This window comes from Bacillus sp. PK6-013 (genome assembly GCF_054161445.1).
In genome coordinates, this window is sequence record NZ_CP096417.1 from 394,674 (window position 1) to 416,784 (window position 22,111).

The window sequence follows — 22,111 nt, forward strand, 5'->3', positions numbered from 1 at the left end:
TTCATTATTTAAGATAAAGGTAGTTCAAGGGGATTTAAGGTTGGGGAAATGAAAGGGGGAGCAGCTGATGAATGTCTTATTGTGGTTGAATTTCATTGCGTTTTTAGGTGTAACCGCTTACGCCGTTTATCTGTTTGTCTACTTGATCCGAACGAGAATCAGTTACATCAGGCTCGGACAAAAAGAGGATTTTGATAAGCGGACGAAGGAGCGCCTTCAAAAGATATGGGAGAACGTGTTCGGCCAAAAGAAACTGCTTAAAGATAAAAAAAGCGGCATTATCCACGTCATGTTTTTTTACGGCTTTATTCTCGTTCAGTTCGGAGCGATCGATTTTATTTTGAAAGGGCTCGTTCCCGATCAAGGACTTCCGCTTGGCAGCGTCTACCCGGCGTTTACGTTTTTTCAGGAAATCGTCACGTTGATGATTTTAATTGCGGTGGTCTTGGCCTTTCACAGGCGCTATATTGAAAAACTCGTCAGACTGAAGCGCAATTTGAAGTCGGGGATCGTACTCATGCTGATCGGCGGCTTGATGTTTACCGTTTTACTCGGAAACGGTATGAACATGATCTGGCATGAACATTCATTATCATGGCACGAACCGATGGCATCAGGCATCGCTTTTGCCCTCGGCTTCATGGGAGAAACCGCCTCAGCGGCAGTGTTCTATGCGGCATGGTGGGCGCATCTTCTTATCTTACTGACATTTTTAGTCTATGTGCCGCAGTCAAAGCACGCCCACTTAATTGCCGGACCGGCAAACGTATTTTTCAGCCGGCTGACAAACCCGGGAAAGCTTCAAAAAATCGATTTTGAAGATGAAACAAAAGAAACGTTCGGCGTCGGACGGATCGAGGAATTCAGGCAATCCCAGCTGATCGATCTTTACGCGTGCGTTGAATGCGGGCGCTGTACCAATATGTGCCCGGCTACCGGAACAGGCAAGATGCTTTCGCCGATGGATCTGATTTTGCGGCTCAGAGACCATTTGACAGAAAAGGGAGCAGCAGTAACATCGAAAACGCCTTGGGTTCCCGCGCCTCTCTTTCAGCATACGAAAGGCAACCAGCTGGCCATGGCGGCGGGAGGAGAAGGATCAAGAGAAGCGGCTGCTTCAGAGCTATACAATCCGAGCTTAATCGGCGACATCATCACCGAAGAGGAAATTTGGGCATGCACAACGTGCCGGAATTGTGAAGATCAGTGCCCGGTCATGAATGAGCACGTCGACAAGGTCATCGATCTCCGCCGCTATCTCGTGCTCACAGAAGGAAAAATGGATGCAGATGCCCAGCGCGCCATGACGAGCATTGAAAGACAGGGTAACCCTTGGGGATTAAACAGAAAAGAACGCGAAAACTGGCGTGACATGAGAGACGACGTTAAGGTGCCGACAGTGAAAGAAATGAAGAAAAAAGGCGAGGCCTTTGAATACCTGTTCTGGGTCGGGTCGATGGGATCGTATGACCGGAGAAGCCAGAAGATCGCCATGGCTTTCGCGCGCCTTCTCAATCAAGCCGGGGTCACGTTCGCGATTTTAGGCAATAAAGAAAAAAATTCAGGCGATACGCCGAGGCGGCTTGGCAACGAGTTTTTATTCCAGGAGCTTGCCGCAAAAAATATTGAAGAATTTGAAAAAAATGATGTTCGAAAAATTGTAACCATCGATCCGCATGCATACAATATTTTTAAAAATGAATATCCTGATTTTGGTCTGAAAGCGGAGGTGTATCATCATACAGAAATTCTCGCTGCCCTTATTGAAGAAGGAAGGCTGAAACCTGAGTTTCCGGTTCGCGAAACCGTCACCTTTCATGATTCATGCTATTTGGGCCGCTACAATGAGGTTTACGAACCGCCGCGCGATATTCTGCGCTCCATTCCGGGCATCCATTTAGTGGAAATGGAACGCAGCCGTGAAAACGGAATGTGCTGCGGAGCGGGGGGCGGTCTCATGTGGATGGAGGAAGAGACGGGCACAAGGATCAACGTTGCCAGAACGGAGCAGGCGCTCAGCGCTTCACCTTCTGTCATCAGTTCGGGCTGTCCGTATTGTTTGACGATGCTAGGCGACGGAACAAAAGCCAAGGAAATGGAGGATCAGGTCGGCACCTACGATGTGGCGGAGCTGCTTGAACGCGCCGTATTCGGCTCAGAACAAAAAGAACATGCTTCATAGACGGATTTCAGGTTTTGAATAAAGAAGGTGTGAGCCGGATCTCCGCCTTCTTTTATCTTCGGTATGCACAAATCATGATAAGGGGAGAGGATGTCAGGTGGCGAGATCGGTTATTGCAGGCGGCGCGCGCACGCCTTTTGGAAAACTCGGGGGAGCGCTTCAGTCAAAGACGGCAGCGGAGCTCGGCGGAATCGCCGTAAAAGAAGCATTAAAACGTTCCGGTGTACATCCTGAGGATGTCGATGAAGTCATTATGGGTTCCGTTCTTCAAGGCGGACAGGGGCAGCTGCCGTCGAGACAGGCTGCGCGTTTTGCGGGACTGCCGTGGGATGTCAAAGCGGAAACGATTAATAAAGTGTGCGCTTCAGGTTTAAGAAGCGTCACAATGGCGGATCAGATCATCCGGGCCGGTGATGCGGAGGTCATTGCAGCAGGAGGTATGGAATCGATGTCAAATGCCCCTTATCTGCTTCAAAAAGCGAGATGGGGGCTGAGAATGGGAGACGGAGCGGTTAAAGATTTGATGATCACAGACGGGCTGACATGCTCATTTACGGGTGTTCATATGGGCTCCTACGGAAATGCCGCTGCGAAAGAGTTGGAGATTGCAAGAGAAGAACAGGATCGATGGGCGCTCAGGAGCCACATGCGGGCCGTACAGGCTGCAGCTTCAGGTGCGCTCGGAGAAGAGATCGTCCCTGTTTGTATACCGCAGAAGCGGGGCGGCGAATTAACGGTTGATCAAGATGAAGCTCCGCGGCGCGATACGTCATTGGAAAGGCTGTCACAGCTTGCTCCGGTTTTTGACCACGACGGGACAATTACTGCGGGAAACGCGCCGGGGGTAAATGACGGAGCATGCTCGCTTATCGTGATGAATGAAGACAGGGCAAAGGAACTCAATGTGAATGTGTCCGCCGTCATTAAAGCGCACACATCCATTGCAGTCGAAGCCAAAGACTTCCCGAAAACCCCAGGGCTTGTCATCAGAGAACTGCTTAACAAAACCGGAGCTGAGCTTTCTGATATCAAACTGTTTGAAATCAATGAAGCGTTCGCCGCGGTAGCTTTGGCAAGCGGAAAGATCGTGGGCCTTGACATGGAGAAGGTCAATGTCAACGGCGGCGCCATTGCGCTAGGTCATCCGATCGGCGCGAGCGGGGCAAGAATCATTTTGACGCTTATGTACGAATTAAAACGGCGCGGCGGCGGTACAGGTATTGCTGCCATTTGCAGCGGCGGCGGTCAGGGAGACGCCGTGATGATCGAGGTATAAAAAAGGGGGATTTTAAATGAAAAAAGACACGATCATGGTCATCGGAGCCGGCCAGATGGGGGCCGGGATCGCCCAGGTCTCTGCCCAGGCCGGATACAATGTTTACATGTACGACGTATCACCTGACCAAATTGAAAAGGGAATGAAGCGCATTTCCGGCCAGCTAGTCAGACAGGCGGAAAAAGGCAAGCTTCCGCATGGAGACGTACAGCAAATCTACCAGCGTCTTTCTCCTTCGGCTTCGCTCGACGATGCGCGGGAAGCTTTTCTCATCATTGAAGCGGCTGTTGAGCAAATGGATGTAAAAAAAGAGATTTTCAAACGGCTTGATGAAGTGACCGAAGACTCAGCCCTATTGGCATCAAATACATCGTCATTGTCGATTACGGAACTCGCTTCCGTCACGAAAAAACCTCAAAATGTCATCGGCATGCATTTTATGAACCCGGTTCCGGTCATGCAGCTTGTCGAGGTCATCAGGGGGCTTGAGACGAGCGGCGAAACATATGAAACCGTCGTGGCTGCGGCGGAGCGGATGAACAAGGTTCCGATCGAGGTGCGGGATTTTCCGGGATTTATCTCCAACCGCATTTTAATGCCGATGATTAACGAGGCGGTTTTTGCGCTTTATGAAGGCGTCGCCGAGAAAGAAAGCATAGACGGAATCATGAAGCTTGGCATGAACCATCCGATGGGTCCGCTGGCTCTCGCTGACCTGATTGGTCTGGATACGTGTCTGTATATTATGGAGACGTTGCATGAAGGTTTTGGCGATGATAAATACCGGCCTTGTCCGCTCCTTAAACAATATGTCAGCGCAGGACGTCTCGGAAAGAAAACGGGCAGAGGGTTTTATACGTACGAAAAGCAGCCGACATAAGGAGGGGTGACCTTGAATTTTCAGTTTACAGAAGAGCAGACCCGCATGCAGAAGATTGTCAGGCAATTTGTTAAACAGGAGGTCGCTCCTTTTGTACCTGAAATGGAGAAAGGGCGTTTTCCAACCTCTCTTTTGAAGAAAATGGCGGAGCGCGGCTGGATGGGGCTTCCGATTCCGGCTAAGTACAGCGGGGCCGGTCATGACTTTATCACCTATATAATGATCATCCATGAGCTGTCAAAGAAAAGCGCCGTTCTTGGCGCGGTTCTATCTGTACACACGTCAATTGTCACCATTCCCATTCTTTTATACGGAAATGAGCGGCAAAAAGAACATTATGTTAAAAAGCTGGCAGCAGGGCAGTACTTGGGAGCCTTTTGTTTAACCGAACCGAGTGCCGGTTCCGATGCGGGCAGTCTAAAAACCAGGGCCGAAAAGCGCGGCGATACCTATGTGCTCAACGGTACGAAAGTTTTTATCACAAACGGCGGAGCAGCCGACATTTATCTTGTTTTTGCTTCAACCGATCCGAAAGCGGGAACGGGGGGCATTTCGGCTTTTATCGTGGAGAAGGGCACGCCGGGCTTTTTTATTGGGAAAAATGAAGAGAAAATGGGGCTTCACGGTTCACTGACGGTCACTTTAAATTTTGATAACGCTGTCATCCCCGCCCGGCAGCTGCTGGGGAAGGAAGGTAAAGGATTCAAAATGGCCCTTTCCAATCTGGATACCGGGCGGATCGGAATTGCGGCGCAGGCTCTGGGCATCGCCGAAGGAGCGCTTTCTGAAGCCATCGAATTTCTAAAAATACGGTATCCGGACGGAGAGCTGTATAAGAACGGACAAGGGCTTGCTTTTAAGCTGGCCGACATGGCGGCGAGGACAGAGGCTGCCAGGCTTCTCGTTTATCAGGCCGCTTCGCTGAAACAACAAGGCGTCCAGACGGGAAAGGCTGCTTCAATGGCCAAACTGTTCACTTCGGAAACGGCAATGTATGTCGCCGGAGAGGCCGTGCAGCTGCTCGGAGATTTTGGATATACAAAGGATTTCAGCGCTGAACGATATTTCAGGGATGCGAAAGTGTGTGAAATTTATGAGGGCACAAGCGAGATCCAGCGGATCGTCATCGGTAAGCATTTATAAGGGGGGAAAAGAATGATCTTTAAGCTGAGTGAAGAGCACCAAATGATACAGAAGATGGTGCGCGACTTTGCCCGTCAAGAGGTGGAGCCGACTGCAAAGGAGCGGGATGAGGAAGAGCGGTTTGACATGGAACTGTTTTCCAAAATGGCGGAATTGGGGTTGACGGGAATACCGTGGCCTGAGGAATACGGGGGGATCGGCAGTGACTACCTCGCCTATGTCATCGCAGTAGAAGAGCTTTCGAAAGTCTGCGCCTCAACGGGCGTCACCTTGTCAGCACATACTTCGCTTGCAGGCTGGCCGATTTATGCATTTGGAACGGAAGAACAGAAGCATGAATACTTAAAGCCGATGGCCCGCGGTGAAAAGATAGGCGCCTACGGATTGACGGAGCCCGGTTCAGGCTCTGATGCCGGCGGCATGAAAACGACCGCGGTCAGAAATGGTGATGATTATATTTTAAATGGAACGAAGATCTTTATCACAAACGGCGGAATTGCAGACATCTACATCGTGTTTGCCAACCTTGCACCGGAACAGAAGCACAAAGGCACAACCGCTTTTATCGTTGAAAAGGATTTTCCCGGTTTTTCTGTCGGAAAAAAAGAAAGGAAGCTGGGCGTCCGTTCATCGCCGACAACCGAAATTATCTTTCAGGACTGCCGCGTGCCTTTAAAAAACCGCCTTGGCGGGGAAGGTGAAGGCTTTAAAATCGCAATGCAGACGCTTGATGGAGGAAGAAACGGAATTGCCGCTCAAGCCGTCGGGATTGCCCAGGGTGCATTTGAGGCGGCGAAGGCGTATGCGAAAGAGCGGAAGCAATTCGGCAGGCCGATCGCCGAGCAGCAGGGCATCGCTTTTAAACTGGCTGATATGGCGACGGAGATTGAAGCTTCAAGGCTTTTAACCTACCAGGCGGCATGGCTGGAATCAGAGGGGCTGCCTTATGGAAAAGCTTCCGCGATGTCGAAGCTATATGCAGGGGATACGGCTATGAAAGTGACGACGGAGGCCGTGCAAATATTCGGCGGATACGGCTACACAAAGGATTATCCGGTCGAGCGCTTTATGCGCGATGCAAAAATCACTCAAATCTATGAAGGAACGCAGGAAATACAGAAGCTCGTCATTTCGAGAATGCTGATGAAATAATGGCGGAAAACAGCCGTCTGGCACGGTTTGGACTGCTGCCGGCGGACAGGCCGCCGACGCAGTTTTTTCGTTTTCAAGGGGCCGGACGCTCCCGGCTGTTCTATGTTTCAATCCCGCTTGCCGCCGATTTCCAATGCAACAGGTAAAAATTATTGAATTAACGGGAATAAAGGTGGCATAAAGTGATTTCTTTTGTTTATAATGAGAGGTATGGTTTGTCGTAAAGACAGGGATTACATGCTTATTTTCTATGACAGAGATAGTAGATACATACATGAAGATAGAAAGGGAGTGTCTGGCGATGAGTTTGAAACAATACTCAGAGGAACAGCTAAAGGAAATGGCTTTAGTTGAAATCGCATACGAAATTTTTTCGGAACACAAAAAACCGATTACATTCCAGGAGCTAACAGATCAAGTGGCTTCCTTGCTTGGAATGGGGAAAGAAGAGCTGGAAGACCGCATCGCCCAGTTCTACACAGATTTAAATATCGACGGACGCTTTTTGGCGCTGTCAGACCAAACGTGGGGCCTGCGCAGCTGGTATCCGTATGATCAGCTTGATGAAGAAACACAACCGACTGTAAAAGCGAAAAAGAAAAAAGCGAAAAAAGTGGTTGAAGAAGATCTTGATCTTGACGAATTCGAAGAAATCGACGAGGATGATATTCTTCTTGACGATGTCGAAGACGACTTGGACATTGCCGCCGATGAATTCGAAGAAATCGATGAAGCCGACGATGATGAACTGGATGATCTTGAAGACGAGATCCTGGACGATGATGATGAAGATTTTGAAGAAGAGGAAGACGAGGAGTAATTTTGCCGCCTGAACGGAATTCATGTTTAAATCGATCTTGACTTTCACAGGCGAACTATGTAGTATGTATTTTGGGCTCTTCAAAACGAAGAGATTCGAGTGATACGGACTATCAGCTCCCTTTCAAGAAATTGAAAGGGAGCTTTCTTGTTTTTCCGCCTCCTTATCATTTAAATCATTTAGAAAAGATCTAAATGATTTTTCATAAAAAGAGCATTTTAAGGAATAAGCGTTAATCGAAGAGAGGGGTACAGAAATGACAAAATATATCTTTGTAACCGGAGGAGTTGTATCCTCGCTTGGAAAAGGAATTACGGCGTCTTCGCTCGGCCGCCTGCTGAAGAACAGAGGTTTGAATGTCACCATTCAAAAATTTGACCCGTATATCAACGTAGACCCGGGGACAATGAGCCCGTATCAGCACGGTGAAGTGTTCGTAACCGACGACGGTGCGGAAACGGATCTTGACCTCGGCCACTATGAGCGCTTCATCGACATCAATTTAAATAAATACAGCAACGTGACAACAGGAAAAATCTATTCCACGGTGCTGAAAAAAGAGCGCAGAGGCGATTATTTAGGCGGTACCGTACAGGTTATACCTCATATCACAAATGAAATTAAAGACCGCGTATTCCGCGCCGGAAAAGAAACGGGCGCTGATGTCGTGATCACCGAAATCGGCGGAACCGTCGGTGATATCGAATCGCTGCCGTTTCTTGAAGCGATCCGCCAGATCAAGAGCGATGTCGGCCGCGACAATGTGATGTACATTCACTGTACGCTAGTTCCATATCTTAAAGCGGCGGGAGAAATGAAAACAAAGCCGACTCAGCACAGCGTAAAAGAACTGCGCAGCCTCGGCATTCAGCCAAATGTCATCGTCGTGAGAACAGAAATGCCGATTTCTCAGGACATGAAAGATAAAATCGCGCTGTTCTGCGACATCGATCCTAAAGCCGTCATCGAGGCCGGCGATGCGGATACGCTCTACTCCATTCCTCTCGACCTGCAAAAACAAGGGCTGGACAGCTTAGTCTGCAGCCACTTGAAGCTGGATTGCAGAGAAGCCGATATGGAAGAATGGAAAGAACTTGTCAAAAAGGTGAAAAGTCTGTCCAAAACGGTGACAATCGCTTTGGTTGGTAAATACGTCGAGCTCCCGGATGCCTACATTTCAGTTGTGGAATCGCTTCGCCATGCGGGTTATGCGTTTGACGCAGACATTCAGGTTAAATGGATCAATGCGGAAGAAGTGACGGAAGACAACGTTGCCGATCTTGTTCAGAATGCGGATGGTATTCTTGTGCCGGGCGGATTTGGAGACCGCGGTGTTGAAGGGAAAATCACGACAGTCAAATATGCCCGCGAACAAAAGATTCCGTTCTTCGGCATTTGCCTCGGAATGCAGGTGGCATCGATTGAATACGCAAGAAATGTGCTCGGTCTTGAAGGAGCGCACTCAGCCGAAATCGATCCTTCCACACCGTATCCGATTATCGACCTTCTCCCTGAACAAAAGGACATTGAAGACCTTGGCGGAACACTGCGTCTCGGACTTTATCCATGCAAGCTTCAAGAAGGGTCGAAAGCGTATCAGGCATATGAAAATGAAGTGGTCTATGAACGCCACCGCCACCGCTATGAATTCAACAACGAATTCAGACAGCAGATGGAAGAAGCCGGATTTGTATTTTCCGGGACAAGCCCTGACGGCCGTCTCGTGGAGATTATCGAGCTTAAAGATCATCCATGGTTTGTCGCGTCTCAGTTCCACCCTGAATTCACGTCAAGACCGACAAGACCTCAGGCTCTGTTCAGAGACTTCGTACATGCTTCGCTGAAGACTTCGGAAAAGCTGTAAAAAAGAAAAAGGCCTGCCGGCACATCACGCCGGCAGGCCTTTTTTGGATTTTTCTGGTGATAATGGCGGCCCGAACTGGTACTATATTCATTAAGGCCGGCCCCACCGTCATTAATTTCCTTTAGGCAACCCTGTTTTATTGGTATTCCTGAAGAATTTCCTTTAATGTAAAGGATAGGGCATGATAAATGTAGAGGCTGACCATCAGGGACGGAAATCCGAACCTTGTTCCGTCTTCATCGGGAAGAAGCGGCATTCTCAGCTTTGAATCGATATGGACATCGGCGAATGATGCGATCGGGGCGCCGTCTTTTCCCGAAGGGGAGACGACAACAAGTCCGATTCCTCTTTCATACAGTTTTTCCGCCATTTTCAGCTCTTCGTCATCCGCTGAACCGGCGCAGAACATCAGCACTTTGTCCGTCATTTCAAAATCGGGCCAGTTTTCTTCGTTCTTCGGCAGCACTTTGACTGAGGGGAACGGTTCAGAACTGTACATCGCTTCTTTCAAAATGCCTTCCAATTCATTTTTTCCGTATACATAAACCGAATGATCACTGATGACCGCCTGAGCCAACAAGCGGGCGCCGTCCTCTATCGATTGGGCCTCGCCCTCTTGAATCCGGTTGAAGATTCCCGTCAATTGAGTGGTGAAAATTTTAAGCAAGCTGACTCCTCCTTTTTTACTGACTATCATTATATAACAAAAGAGAATAATGGGAAAAATCCTCTAAATATGTCGCAAACTTAAATATTTTAATTAAAGGAAAAGAGAAAAACAAAACAGAATAGATAAACTACTGCTTAATTTTGGCGAAAATTATAAATATAGAGGTGTAAATCATGAATGAGAAGATTTTAATCGTAGACGACCAGTACGGGATTCGGGTTCTGCTGAATGAAGTTTTCAATAAAGAAGGATACAAAACCTTCCAGGCTGCGAACGGGATTCAAGCGCTTGACATTGTGAAAAACCAGCGCCCCGACCTCGTTTTGCTCGATATGAAAATCCCCGGCATGGACGGAATTGAAATTTTGAAAAGGATGAAGGTCATTGACGAGGGGATCCGGGTCATCATTATGACGGCCTACGGAGAGCTCGACATGATCCAGGAATCGAAGGAGCTCGGAGCCCTGACGCACTTTGCGAAGCCTTTTGACATCGACGAAATTCGCGATGCCGTTAAAACCTATCTGCCTATAAAGTCCAACGGATAGCTGAAAAGTTTTTGATGTTGTCACAGTCACAATGTTGCCGATTTGTTGATTAATTGTTATTCTATATAAGTAGAGAAAAGCTATCTAACGTTTTTAAAAAACCAAAACATTTTACATATGGCGGATTTTTCTGGTCATGCTAGGTAGGTGTGGAGGCTTTTTTCGCAAAAGCAAATCAGGCTACATAAGGAGGACTTTCGACATGCCTTTAGTATCAATGACGGAAATGTTGAATAAAGCAAAAGAAAACGGATATGCTGTCGGACAATTTAACTTAAATAACCTTGAGTTCACTCAAGCGATTTTACAAGCCGCTGAAGAAGAGAAATCTCCTGTTATCCTCGGTGTATCAGAAGGTGCAGGACGCTATATGGGCGGATTTAAAACCGTTGTGGCAATGGTTAAAGCGCTGATGGAAGAATACAACGTAACAGTACCTGTTGCGATTCATTTAGACCACGGCTCAAGCTTTGAATCTTGTGCAAAAGCGATTCATGCGGGATTCACTTCCGTTATGATCGACGCTTCCCACCATCCTTTCGAGGAGAACGTTGCGACGACTTCAAAAGTTGTTGAGCTTGCTCATTTCCACGGTGTATCAGTTGAAGCTGAGCTTGGAACTGTAGGCGGACAGGAAGACGACGTAATTGCTGAAGGCGTCATCTACGCGGACCCTAAAGAGTGTCAAGAACTTGTTGAGCGCACAGGAATCGACTGCCTTGCACCTGCATTAGGTTCTGTTCACGGCCCTTACAAAGGCGAACCAAACCTTGGATTCAAAGAAATGGAAGAAATCGGAAACACAACTGGTCTTCCGCTCGTACTTCACGGCGGTACAGGCATTCCGACTGCCGACATCAAGAAAGCTATTTCTTTAGGTACGGCAAAAATCAACGTCAACACTGAAAACCAAATCGCTTCTGCGAAAGCTGTTCGCGAAACGCTTGCTGCGAAGCCTGAAGAGTATGATCCGCGCAAATACCTCGGACCTGCACGCGAAGCTATCAAAGAAACAGTGATCGGCAAAATGCGTGAATTTGGTTCTTCAAACAAAGCATAATGACGATTGGAAAAGCATCTGTTTTCCCGCAAAGCCGGGGGAACAGGATGTTTTTCTGATGTTTTAGGGAAGTGCTGTTAACACATGCCTTTGACGGCATGAGGCTCTTTTGCTTCCCGTTCAGTCAAAAAAGCCGCCTGATAGCGACAGGCGGTTTTATCCATATCATCCGGAAAGCGCAAACATGTTCCACAGTTCAGACATTTTCATGACAGGAGGTTTTATCAATATGCTGTTTTTTATTGATACTGCAAATTTAGACGAAATTAAAGAGGCACACGCTCTCGGCGTGCTTGCAGGAGTTACGACAAATCCTAGTTTAGTAGCAAAAGAAAACATTTCGTTTCATGACCGTCTGCGTGAAATTACCGAAGTGGTTTCTGGGTCAGTCAGCGCCGAGGTTATTTCTCTGAAGGCTGAAGAGATGATTGAAGAAGGAAAAGAGCTTGCGAAAATCGCGCCGAATATTACGGTGAAAATTCCGATGACGGCTGACGGCCTGAAAGCTGTTAAAGCATTAACCGATCTCGGGATTAAAACGAACGTCACGCTGATCTTCAGCGCAAACCAGGCGCTTCTTGCCGCAAGAGCAGGAGCTACGTATGTTTCCCCGTTCCTGGGACGCCTTGACGATATCGGCCACAACGGCCTCGATTTGATCAGTGAAATTAAACAAATTTTCGATGTGCACGGTTTGGACACGCAAATCATCGCCGCGTCCATCCGCCATGCGCAGCATGTGACTGAAGCCGCGCTAAGGGGAGCGCATATCGGTACGATGCCTCTCAAAGTCATTCATCAGCTTACAAAGCACCCGCTGACTGATAAAGGGATTGAACAGTTTTTAGCTGACTGGAATAAATAATTGCTTCATGTGGGTGGCAAGTGGAGGGGCTCCCTCCGTTTGTCACCATTTTGTCTTACAAAGAGAAATGAATGTTTTGCAGAAGAGAACCTTGCCGCAGTCTGCTTCGCTACTTTTCTTCCCGATAAATTTAAAATGTGTTGTATTCTTTCTCTTTTAATTGGATAGATTTTGAAATGAACCATTTATTTTGAGTCTGAAGGAAATCTCATTATGAAGCGCTCCATTAGCTATCTTCTTTAAGGAAGGAGACGATCATGGAAAAGTTAAATATAGCCGGCGGCGATCCTCTCAATGGCACAGTACATATAAGCGGAGCGAAAAACAGCGCTGTCGCTCTCATACCTGCGACGATTTTGGCTGATTCGACGGTTACGCTTGAAGGCCTTCCCCATATTTCAGACATTTTGACGCTGCGCGATCTGCTGAGAGAGATCGGCGGAAACGTTCACTTTGAAAAGGGAGAAATGGTCGTTGATCCTGCGCCGATGATCAGCATGCCTTTGCCGAATGGAAAAGTGAAACAGCTTCGGGCTTCTTATTACTTAATGGGCGCGATGCTCGGACGCTTTAAGAAAGCGGTCATCGGCCTTCCAGGCGGCTGCCACCTCGGTCCGAGACCGATTGATCAGCATATCAAAGGTTTCGAGGCGCTCGGAGCCGAAGTGACGAACGAACAGGGTGCGATCTATCTGCGTGCGGAGGAATTAAAAGGCGCGCGCATTTATCTTGATGTCGTCAGTGTTGGAGCAACGATCAACATCATGCTTGCCGCCGTGCTTGCCAAAGGCAGAACCGTAATTGAAAATGCTGCGAAAGAACCTGAGATTATCGATGTTGCCACCCTTTTAACGAGCATGGGAGCAAAAATAAAAGGTGCCGGTACGGATGTCATTCGCATCGAAGGCGTTGAGTCGCTTCACGGGTGCAGACACTCGATTATTCCGGACCGGATCGAAGCCGGCACTTTCATGATCGCAGCTGCTTCCATGGGACAAGAAGTGCTGATTGATAATGTGATTCCGACGCATTTGGAATCGTTAATCGCCAAGCTCCGCGAAATGGGAGTTCGAATCGAAGAAAGCAGCGAGCAGATTTTAATGGTCGGCGGACAGAAAGAGCTGAAACCCGTCGATTTAAAAACGCTCGTATACCCCGGTTTTCCGACAGATCTGCAGCAGCCGATGACATCGCTCTTAACGAAGGCAAACGGGACGAGCGTCGTCACTGACACCATTTATTCCGCCCGCTTCAAACATATTGACGAGCTGAGGCGCATGGGCGCGTCGATGAAGGTCGAAGGCAGATCGGCGATTATTACCGGTCCCGTTCCTCTGCAGGGCGCCAAGGTGAAAGCGAGCGATCTGCGGGCGGGAGCGTGTCTCGTTGTTGCGGGTCTAATGGCGGAAGGAGTCACGGAAATCACCGGTTTGGAGCACCTTGACAGAGGCTACAGCCAGCTTGAAGAAAAGCTGGCAAAGCTTGGGGCCACTGTCTGGCGCGAAAAATTGACAGACCAGGAAATTGAACAGCTGCAAAATTCCTGATGGACAAATGCTGTGATAGATCAAACATAAAACGATTTCATACGGGTGAGGGGAGATTAGATAGGAATGGAAAGAAGCTTATCGATGGAACTGGTGCGTGTGACAGAAGCGGCTGCGCTTAAGTCAGCGCGCTGGATGGGTAGAGGTAAAAAGGACGAGGCCGACGACGCTGCGACAAGCGCCATGAGGGATGTATTTGACACCATTCCTATGAAGGGAACGGTCGTAATCGGAGAAGGGGAAATGGACGAAGCGCCGATGCTTTATATTGGAGAAAAGCTCGGCAACGGCTACGGCCCTCGCGTAGACGTAGCAGTAGATCCTCTCGAAGGGACGAACATCGTCGCAAGCGGCGGATGGAACGCACTCGCAGTCATTGCTGTGGCTGATCACGGAAACTTGCTGAATGCACCTGACATGTATATGGATAAAATCGCTGTAGGTCCTGAAGCTGTCGGCTGCATCGATATTGAAGCGCCTGTGATTGACAACTTAAAAGCTGTGGCAAAAGCAAAAAATAAAGATGTAGAAGATGTCGTAGCCACGATTTTGAACCGTCCTCGGCACGAGAAAATCATCCATGAGCTTCGCGAAGCAGGCGCCCGAATCAAGCTGATCAACGACGGGGACGTGGCCGGTGCCATTAACACCGCTTTTGATCATACAGGCGTCGATATTTTATTCGGCTCAGGAGGAGCTCCGGAAGGCGTCTTGTCTGCTGTCGCACTCAAAGCTCTCGGAGGAGAAATTCACGGAAAGCTTCTTCCTCAAAACGAAGAAGAACTGAGACGCTGTGAAAAGATGGGGCTTGATACGGGCAAAGTGCTCCGCATGGAAGACCTCGTCAAAGGAGACGACGCGATTTTTGCTGCAACCGGTGTCACAGACGGAGAGCTCTTAAAAGGCGTGCAATTCAAAGGATCTGTTGGAACGACCCACAGTATAGTCATGAGAGCGAAATCCGGTACGGTGCGGTTTGTGGACGGAAGACACAGTCTCAAGAAAAAACCTAACCTGGTCATCCGGCCATAAGAAAAAGCGGGGATATAGATGACCCGCTTTTCCCTTGTATTTCACTTCACGAATTGAATCAAGGTTCATACTCTGATACAATAGCTAACGGCTTTTCTTCTTTATGTCAAGGCATTTTCAAAACAGGGTCATCTCTATCAATTTCATGTCAAATCGTAAATGAAGTTGAATATGTACGACAAATGGGGTAAAACTAAAGAGTGCTGCGAAATTTTCTGCACATGTTGGTTCTTAGAGAGCCAAAATCCTGCCGCATCTATCAGATATGCGATTATCTTCTCTTGTTAAGTCCTCGCTTCTTTCTCGACTCATACTTATAATCCTTTTCAATACGTCGATATATATGGGTAGAAGCGTTGCCGGTAAACGAATCGGCAGTATAATCAAGCGTCTTTCATGAAATTGATGAGACAAAGTAAATTATTCGATTAGAAAAGAGTGGTGTTCTTAGTGAAAGATGTATCCATTTCATCTTTGGAAAATATGAAATTAAAAGAGCTGTATGAGCTTGCAAGGCATTATAAAGTCTCTTATTACAGCAAACTGACAAAAAAGGAACTGATTTTTGCCATTCTGAAAGCGAACGCCGAACAGGAAGATCTGCTGTTCATGGAAGGCGTATTGGAAATCATCCAGTCTGAAGGGTTCGGCTTTCTCAGACCGATCAATTACTCCCCTAGTTCAGAGGATATCTATATTTCCGCTTCGCAAATCCGCCGTTTTGATTTGAGAAACGGTGACAAAGTGTCCGGAAAGGTCCGTCCTCCAAAAGAAAACGAACGGTATTACGGCCTTCTGCATGTTGAAGCGGTTAACGGCGACGATCCTGAATCGGCAAAAGAGCGCGTGCACTTTCCAGCGTTAACGCCTCTTTATCCAGACCGCCAGATGGTGCTTGAAACGAAACCGAATCACCTGTCAACACGGATCATGGACATGATGGCGCCGGTCGGATTTGGACAGCGCGGTCTGATCGTCGCTCCGCCTAAAGCAGGTAAAACCATGCTTTTGAAAGAGATCGCGAACAGCATCACAACCAACCATCCGGAGGCGGAGCTGATCGTGCTTCTTATCGATGAAAGGCCTGAGGAAGTGACTGATATCGAACGTTCGGTTGCAGGAGACGTCGTCAGCTCCACGTTTGACGAAGTGCCTGAAAACCACATCAAGGTGGCCGAGCTTGTTTTGGAACGTGCGATGAGGCTTGTCGAACATAAAAAGGACGTCATCATTTTAATGGACAGCATTACAAGGCTTGCCCGCGCTTATAACCTAGTCATTCCACCGAGCGGCCGAACGTTGTCAGGGGGAATCGATCCCGGCGCTTTCCACCGTCCAAAGCGTTTCTTTGGAGCGGCCCGCAACATCGAAGAGGGCGGCAGCTTAACGATCTTGGCGACCGCGCTTGTCGACACGGGCTCGCGGATGGATGACGTCATTTATGAAGAATTTAAAGGGACAGGGAACATGGAGCTTCATCTTGACCGTTCTCTTGCGGAAAGAAGAATCTTTCCTGCCATTGATATTCGCCGTTCGGGTACGCGTAAAGAAGAACTTCTCGTTCCGAAAGAGCACCTTGACCGTCTGTGGTCCATCCGGAAAACGATGTCTGACACGCCTGATTTCGTCGAGAAATTTATGAGAAAAATGAAAAAGACGAAAACGAATCAGGAGTTTTTCGATATTCTGATCCAGGAATGGAAGCAAGCGAATATGTCGGCTGCAAGGCGCTGATTTAAAACTTTAGTTTGCAAAACGTCCGAATCGCTGTTATAATTTCATCATGTGCGTTCCGGAGGTTTTGTCCCGGAATAATAACTCTGTTTCCGAATTGGATTCAGGGCGGAAGGAGATGACAGATATGAAAGCAGGAATTCATCCTGAGTTCAAAAAAGCAACAGTCAAATGCGCTTGTGGAAACGAATTTGAAACAGGTTCAGTAAAAGAAGAGGTACGCGTTGAGATTTGTTCTGAATGCCATCCGTTCTACACTGGCCGCCAAAAATTCGCTTCTGCTGATGGTCGTGTTGATCGCTTTAACAAAAAATACGGTCTTAAGTAATAATAGATATGATAAACAGGCAGGATTTTTCTTGCCTGTTTTTTTACTTGCAATAATCGCTGGAGAGGAGTTAGTCGGATGTACATCATGAAGCAAAGCGGATGGCTTGAGCTCATATGCGGAAGCATGTTTTCGGGCAAGTCAGAGGAGCTTATCCGCCGGATCAAAAGGGCAACGTTTGCGAGACAGGAAGTCAAAGTGTTTAAACCAGCCATTGATAATCGCTACAGCAGCGAATCGGTTGTTTCGCATAATGGGACATCCATTGTTTGCCATGCCATCGCATCTCCGGAAGAAATTTTTCAATACATAAGCAAAGAAACGGATGTCATCGGCGTCGATGAAGTCCAGTTTTTTGACGAATCGATTGTCGGCACGTTAACTTCTCTGGCTGATCAGGGCTACCGTGTGATTGCAGCAGGTCTTGATTTGGACTTCCGGGGCGAGCCTTTCGGTGTCGTGCCAGATCTTATGGCTTTAGCGGAAACGGTGACGAAGCTGCAAGCGGTGTGCTCTGTCTGCGGATCTCCGGCCAGCCGTACGCAGAGGCTGATCAATGGAAAACCTGCTTCTTATGACGATCCGGTCATTTTGGTGGGGGCTTCCGAAGCATATGAAGCACGCTGCCGCCACCATCATGAAGTGCCTGGAAAGCCAAAATGAAATCGGACAAACACATAAGATTTTCACGCAAAAAACACTTGGTAAAAACAAGTGTTTTTTTTATTGAATCCTTTTTATAGGAATTAATGTAATTAAAAAACTTAATTAAGAATACGAAAAAATTAACTAATTTTCATCGCTTGAATTTTGACAAAGTCAGGCATAAAATGACTTACTGTAGTCAGTAAAAAGTAAATAGGTTTTAAGAAATGTTCAGTTTTTTGTCAAAAACGCGCGTTACATATTTGACAATCTACATGTGTAAAAAAGGCAAATGTTCTATATTGTTTACCGTATTTATTTCACTTCATTAATATTTTAAGAAAGAAGGTAATTAGTGTGAACAACATGAGAAGAACGAAGGAAGGATATTTGGAGACTTCTTTGCGGGGAAAAGACGTTCTTTCCATTCCGACGCTTAATAAAGGTGTTGCATTTTCGCTTGAAGAAAGAAAGAACCTTGGTCTTGAAGGGCTTCTGCCGCCGACTGTTCTCAGCCTTGATCAGCAGGCGGAACGGGCTTATGAACAATTTTCCCGTCAACCTGACAGACTTCGTCAAAATGTATATTTGAACGATCTGCAAAACAGAAACGAAGTGCTTTTCTATAAATTATTGCAAAACCATCTGCGTGAAATGCTTCCAGTTGTCTATACGCCAACTGTCGGTGAAGCGATTCAGGAATACAGCCACGAATACCGCAGACCGCACGGTGTTTACTTGTCAATCGATGATATAGACGGAATCGAAACGGCGTTTAAAAACCTGCAGGCGTCTGCTGATGACATCGATTTGATCGTTGCGACCGATTCCGAAAGCATCTTGGGCATCGGCGACTGGGGCGTCGGAGGCATCAACATTGCAATTGGTAAGCTTGCAGTATATACGGCGGCAGCAGGAATCGATCCGAGCCGCGTCATCCCAGTCGTACTGGATGTCGGAACGAATAATGAAAAACTGCTAAACGATCCGCTTTATATCGGAAACCGTCATCCGCGTGTAGAAGGTGAGCGTTACGAACAATTTATCGACGCTTATGTCGAAACAGCATTGAAGTTTTTCCCTAATGCGCTTCTTCACTGGGAAGATTTCGGAAATAAAAACGCTCGCAATATTATGAGTAAATATAACCATAAAATTTCAACATTTAACGATGATATCCAAGGAACAGGGGCTATCACGCTGGCAGCGATTTTAGCAGCTGTTAAAAAGACCGGCACGTCTTTGAAAGACCACCGCGTCGTCATCTTCGGACCTGGTTCTGCGGGTATCGGAATTGCTGACCAAATCCGTGACACCATGGTGCTTGAAGGGCTTTCAGAAGAAGAAGCCAGCCGCGCATTCTGGACAGTCGACTACAGAGGATTATTAACGACAGGCATGGATCAAATTTTGGATTTCCAAGAACCGTATTTGCGCGATACCGAAGAAGTGAAAGAATGGAAACGCAATGAAAAGGGAGAGATTTCCTTTGAGGAAGTCATCCGTCAAGTGAAGCCTACCATTCTGATTGGTACATCAGGTGTTGCCGGCGCCTTCACTGAAGAAATTATCAAAGAGATGGCGGCTCATACTGAACGTCCGGTGATTCTGCCGATGTCCAATCCGACACATCTGGCTGAAGCTGTTCCTGAAGACTTGTTCAAATGGACGGACGGAAAAGCGCTTGTGGCGACGGGAAGCCCGTTTGAAGCTGTTGAGTACAATGGCGTGAAACACGAAATCGGACAATCCAATAATGCTTTCGTATTCCCTGGATTAGGCCTGGGAACAATCGTTTCGAAGGCGAAAGTCATCACAAACGGCATGTTTGCAGCATCTGCAAACGCGGTCGCGAACATGGTTGACCATGAAAAACCGGGTGCAGGCCTGCTGCCGAAAATTGACGACCTGCAAGACGTATCCGTTCAAGTGGCAATTGATGTTGTGAAAGCTGCCATTAAAGACGGCGTGGCTCAAGTTCAGCCTGAAGATGTCGAAAAGGCGGTTCGCGAAGCCATGTGGCGTCCGGAATATCAAACAATTGTTGCAAAACGCGACTAATATTCAATACTGAGGAAACGATAAAAAGAAACAGCAGCCCGGGTCCGGATATTTTGTCACCGGGCTGCACCAATCAAAGATGAAAAATGGGATCGACGGCTGTGTAACAGGGCGACTGCGTTTATCAGCCGCCGTTAATTCGTCCCTGAAAGGGACAACATAGAGGAGGAAACAGTCTTGGACTTTTTAAATATTTTAATCCTCCTTGCGCCAATATTTTTTGTTATTGCGCTGGGATGGTTCGCGGGTCACTTTGGAAGCTATGATGCTAAATCTGCAAAAGGGGTAAGTACGCTCGTTACGAAATACGCGCTTCCGGCCCACTTTGTTTCAAGCATTTTGTCAACGCCAAAAGATAAGTTTTACAGCCAGATTCCGCTGATGATTTCACTGGTCATCGGTATCGTTGGATTTTACGTAATTATTTTGCTTCTTTTACGATTTTTATTTAAGTACGATTTAACAGATGCTTCAATGTTCTCATTAAACTCAGCTCAGCCGACATTCGCCTTTATGGGAATTCCGGTATTGGGCAGCCTGTTCGGCATGCAGGAAGTTGCGATTCCGATCGCGATTACGGGAATTGTCGTGAATGCGATGCTTGATCCTCTTGCGATCATCGTCGGAACTGTCGGCCGTTCTTCTAAAAAACAAGCGGAAACGACAGACAGCATTTGGAAGGTAACAGGAAAATCAATTTTACACGGTTTGTCTGAACCGCTCGCTTTTGCACCGCTTGCAAGTATCATTCTTGTATTATTCGGTCTGCAAATTCCTGAATTGCCGCAGAAAATGCTTGATATGCTCGGAAATACGACTTCAGGTATCGCTCTTTTCGCAGTCGGGGTGACTGTCGGAATCCGTAAAATCAAATTCAGCATGCCTGCTTTGAGCATCGCTTTATTAAAAGTCGCTGCTCAGCCTGCTTTAATGTTTGTGATCGCGATGGTCGTGGGCCTTTCTTCCGCCGACATGACAAAAGCGGTTCTGCTTGTGGCATTCCCTGGATCTGCCGTGGCGGCTATGATTGCTACAAACTTTGAAAGCCAGGAAGCAGAAACGGCATCCGCGTTTGTGATCAGTGCGGTGCTGTCAATTATTTCACTGCCGATATTGATTGCCATTACAGCATAATGAAAAAGCTTGCAAGAAGCCGTTTTATGGCCTTGCAAGCTTTTTTGCGCTTTAAAAAGAGAAGATCGATTTCAATTTGCTTTTCGGTTTTTTTTCTTCTCTTCTGCCGGCTGTATCTTTTTCGTGGCGGTTCATGCTTTCCAATTCACTGATTTTCTGTTCGAGATGTTTGATCTGCTGCCGTTCTTCTTCCAGTTCGCGCCTTTGCTGCAGAAGCTGATAGGAGACGACATCGTCCGCTTTTTGTTCAAGCTTTCTTTCCAGCTCGGCGATTTTCTTTTGGAGCAGCTCGCGTTCAAGCTGTTCGTGCTCTAAAAAACGCTGCAGCTTTTCTTCGAGCCGCTCATTCAACGGGGGTGCCGGCTCTTCCGTTTGAACCATTTCGTTTTTCTTGATGAGGAAGGTTTTTTTCGGGCGTTTGACTGTGACATCCTGCATAGGCGTACCGTTTTTTAACTGCTCTTTTACTTCTTTTAAAATGGCGATATCGTCTTTCGTGAAAAAGTAGTGGCCAAGCTCATTTCGGGAAGCGGGCAGTTGCAGCTGCTTGACCCAGCGCTGCACCGTTTTGGTTGATACCCCGAGTTCATTTGCCGCATCAGCAGTATTCATATGATACCTCCTTTTAACCTGTAACTGTTCATTAAAAAGGGTATTCGACCTGAATGAAAAGCTTCCTTCCTGTTAGACAAAAGAAGAAGGGATTCGGCAAAGAAAGCGGTTTTTCCACAGATGGCGAAGGCGTTGCTATGCCTCGTAAAGCTCTAAAGGCAGGCCGTCCGGATCGGAGAAGAACGTATAGCGCTTGCCTGTTCGGGGATCGGTGCGAACCGGTTCGGCAATGATGCCTTTTTGCTTGAGCTCCTTGACGGTCTGATCAAGATCGGCCACTGTGAAAGCCAAATGGCGGAGCCCGGCAGCTTCTGGTCTGGTAAGGCGCTCGGGCGGATCTGGAAAAGAAAACAGCTCGATGACATAGCGGCCGTTTAATGAGAGATCCAGTTTATATGAATCCCGGTCCTTTCTGTACGTTTCGCTCAGAATCTCAAGTCCGAGCTTGTCGACATAGAATGTTTTGGATGCTTCATAATCCGAGCATATGATGGCGATGTGATGAATCGATTCCAGCATTGAGTTAAGCTCCTTTTTTCTTAAAAGTATAGCAAAAAG

21 protein-coding genes are annotated in these 22,111 nt (G+C 47.4%); 18 read left to right on the forward strand and 3 right to left on the reverse strand.

The window, feature by feature from the left end:
- Positions 1 to 67 precede the first annotated feature (67 nt).
- From M1E03_RS01915 to M1E03_RS01950, 8 genes are all read left to right on the forward strand, one after another.
- Complete coding sequence (locus tag M1E03_RS01915) at positions 68 to 2,182, forward strand: (Fe-S)-binding protein (RefSeq protein WP_458110642.1); 2,115 nt, start codon at positions 68 to 70, stop codon at positions 2,180 to 2,182.
- Between the two features lie 97 nt (positions 2,183 to 2,279).
- On the forward strand, positions 2,280 to 3,458 hold the full coding sequence (locus M1E03_RS01920; RefSeq protein ID WP_103749417.1) for an acetyl-CoA C-acetyltransferase: 1,179 nt from the start codon (positions 2,280 to 2,282) through the stop codon (positions 3,456 to 3,458).
- A 16-nt stretch (positions 3,459 to 3,474) separates the two neighbouring features.
- Positions 3,475 to 4,338: a 3-hydroxybutyryl-CoA dehydrogenase gene (locus M1E03_RS01925; protein WP_023857058.1), complete on the forward strand. Its 864-nt coding sequence runs from the start codon at positions 3,475 to 3,477 to the stop codon at positions 4,336 to 4,338.
- Positions 4,339 to 4,350: 12 nt separating this feature from the next.
- Positions 4,351 to 5,481, forward strand: a complete 1,131-nt coding sequence (locus M1E03_RS01930) for an acyl-CoA dehydrogenase family protein (protein WP_025810635.1) — start codon at positions 4,351 to 4,353, stop codon at positions 5,479 to 5,481.
- 12 nt (positions 5,482 to 5,493) lie between these two features.
- The gene (locus tag M1E03_RS01935; protein WP_025810636.1) at positions 5,494 to 6,633 is read left to right on the forward strand and encodes an acyl-CoA dehydrogenase; all 1,140 of its coding nucleotides are present in this window, start codon (positions 5,494 to 5,496) and stop codon (positions 6,631 to 6,633) included.
- Complete coding sequence (locus M1E03_RS01940) at positions 6,633 to 6,779, forward strand: hypothetical protein (RefSeq protein WP_164468295.1); 147 nt, start codon at positions 6,633 to 6,635, stop codon at positions 6,777 to 6,779. The genes M1E03_RS01935 and M1E03_RS01940 overlap by 1 nt, the downstream gene beginning before the upstream one ends.
- 155 nt (positions 6,780 to 6,934) lie before the next feature.
- The gene (gene rpoE / locus M1E03_RS01945) at positions 6,935 to 7,453 is read left to right on the forward strand and encodes a DNA-directed RNA polymerase subunit delta (RefSeq protein WP_023857062.1); all 519 of its coding nucleotides are present in this window, start codon (positions 6,935 to 6,937) and stop codon (positions 7,451 to 7,453) included.
- 256 nt (positions 7,454 to 7,709) lie between these two features.
- Positions 7,710 to 9,317 carry a CTP synthase gene (locus tag M1E03_RS01950; RefSeq protein WP_020453291.1) on the forward strand — a complete coding sequence of 536 codons (1,608 nt, stop codon included), beginning with the start codon at positions 7,710 to 7,712 and terminating at the stop codon, positions 9,315 to 9,317.
- A 136-nt stretch (positions 9,318 to 9,453) separates the two neighbouring features.
- On the opposite strand, the gene M1E03_RS01955 is transcribed toward M1E03_RS01950, so the two are convergent.
- Positions 9,454 to 9,984: a DUF2529 domain-containing protein gene (locus M1E03_RS01955; RefSeq protein ID WP_023857063.1), complete on the reverse strand. Its 531-nt coding sequence runs from the start codon at positions 9,982 to 9,984 to the stop codon at positions 9,454 to 9,456.
- A 173-nt stretch (positions 9,985 to 10,157) separates the two neighbouring features.
- On the opposite strand from M1E03_RS01955, the gene M1E03_RS01960 reads away from it, so the two are divergent.
- The 10 genes from M1E03_RS01960 to M1E03_RS02005 all read left to right on the forward strand — a co-directional run bounded on the left by M1E03_RS01960 (position 10,158) and on the right by M1E03_RS02005 (position 20,941).
- Complete coding sequence (locus M1E03_RS01960; RefSeq protein WP_094777382.1) at positions 10,158 to 10,535, forward strand: response regulator; 378 nt, start codon at positions 10,158 to 10,160, stop codon at positions 10,533 to 10,535.
- 202 nt (positions 10,536 to 10,737) lie between these two features.
- A complete protein-coding gene (locus M1E03_RS01965; protein WP_020453288.1) occupies positions 10,738 to 11,595 on the forward strand; it encodes a class II fructose-bisphosphate aldolase in 858 nt (285 codons plus the stop codon).
- Positions 11,596 to 11,824: 229 nt separating this feature from the next.
- Positions 11,825 to 12,460 carry a fructose-6-phosphate aldolase gene (fsa, locus tag M1E03_RS01970; RefSeq protein WP_080131574.1) on the forward strand — a complete coding sequence of 212 codons (636 nt, stop codon included), beginning with the start codon at positions 11,825 to 11,827 and terminating at the stop codon, positions 12,458 to 12,460.
- Between the two features lie 257 nt (positions 12,461 to 12,717).
- On the forward strand, positions 12,718 to 14,007 hold the full coding sequence (locus tag M1E03_RS01975) for a UDP-N-acetylglucosamine 1-carboxyvinyltransferase (protein WP_023857064.1): 1,290 nt from the start codon (positions 12,718 to 12,720) through the stop codon (positions 14,005 to 14,007).
- Positions 14,008 to 14,073: 66 nt separating this feature from the next.
- On the forward strand, positions 14,074 to 15,039 hold the full coding sequence (gene glpX, locus M1E03_RS01980) for a class II fructose-bisphosphatase (protein ID WP_080131527.1): 966 nt from the start codon (positions 14,074 to 14,076) through the stop codon (positions 15,037 to 15,039).
- A 450-nt stretch (positions 15,040 to 15,489) separates the two neighbouring features.
- A complete protein-coding gene (gene rho / locus M1E03_RS01985; RefSeq protein WP_003186053.1) occupies positions 15,490 to 16,773 on the forward strand; it encodes a transcription termination factor Rho in 1,284 nt (427 codons plus the stop codon).
- Between the two features lie 127 nt (positions 16,774 to 16,900).
- A complete protein-coding gene (gene rpmE / locus M1E03_RS01990; RefSeq protein WP_003186051.1) occupies positions 16,901 to 17,101 on the forward strand; it encodes a 50S ribosomal protein L31 in 201 nt (66 codons plus the stop codon).
- A 78-nt stretch (positions 17,102 to 17,179) separates the two neighbouring features.
- Positions 17,180 to 17,764, forward strand: a complete 585-nt coding sequence (locus M1E03_RS01995; protein WP_020453284.1) for a thymidine kinase — start codon at positions 17,180 to 17,182, stop codon at positions 17,762 to 17,764.
- A 339-nt stretch (positions 17,765 to 18,103) separates the two neighbouring features.
- On the forward strand, positions 18,104 to 19,807 hold the full coding sequence (malS, locus tag M1E03_RS02000; protein WP_023857066.1) for an oxaloacetate-decarboxylating malate dehydrogenase: 1,704 nt from the start codon (positions 18,104 to 18,106) through the stop codon (positions 19,805 to 19,807).
- 177 nt (positions 19,808 to 19,984) lie between these two features.
- Positions 19,985 to 20,941: an AEC family transporter gene (locus M1E03_RS02005; RefSeq protein WP_020453282.1), complete on the forward strand. Its 957-nt coding sequence runs from the start codon at positions 19,985 to 19,987 to the stop codon at positions 20,939 to 20,941.
- Positions 20,942 to 20,992: 51 nt separating this feature from the next.
- Here M1E03_RS02005 and racA read toward each other — a convergent pair whose 3' ends face one another.
- Together racA and gloA2 are read right to left on the reverse strand one after the other, a co-directional pair.
- A complete protein-coding gene (racA, locus tag M1E03_RS02010; RefSeq protein WP_043054497.1) occupies positions 20,993 to 21,553 on the reverse strand; it encodes a chromosome-anchoring protein RacA in 561 nt (186 codons plus the stop codon).
- A gap of 135 nt (positions 21,554 to 21,688) precedes the next feature.
- The gene (gloA2, locus tag M1E03_RS02015; protein ID WP_145654597.1) at positions 21,689 to 22,072 is read right to left on the reverse strand and encodes an SMU1112c/YaeR family gloxylase I-like metalloprotein; all 384 of its coding nucleotides are present in this window, start codon (positions 22,070 to 22,072) and stop codon (positions 21,689 to 21,691) included.
- Positions 22,073 to 22,111 lie beyond the last annotated feature (39 nt).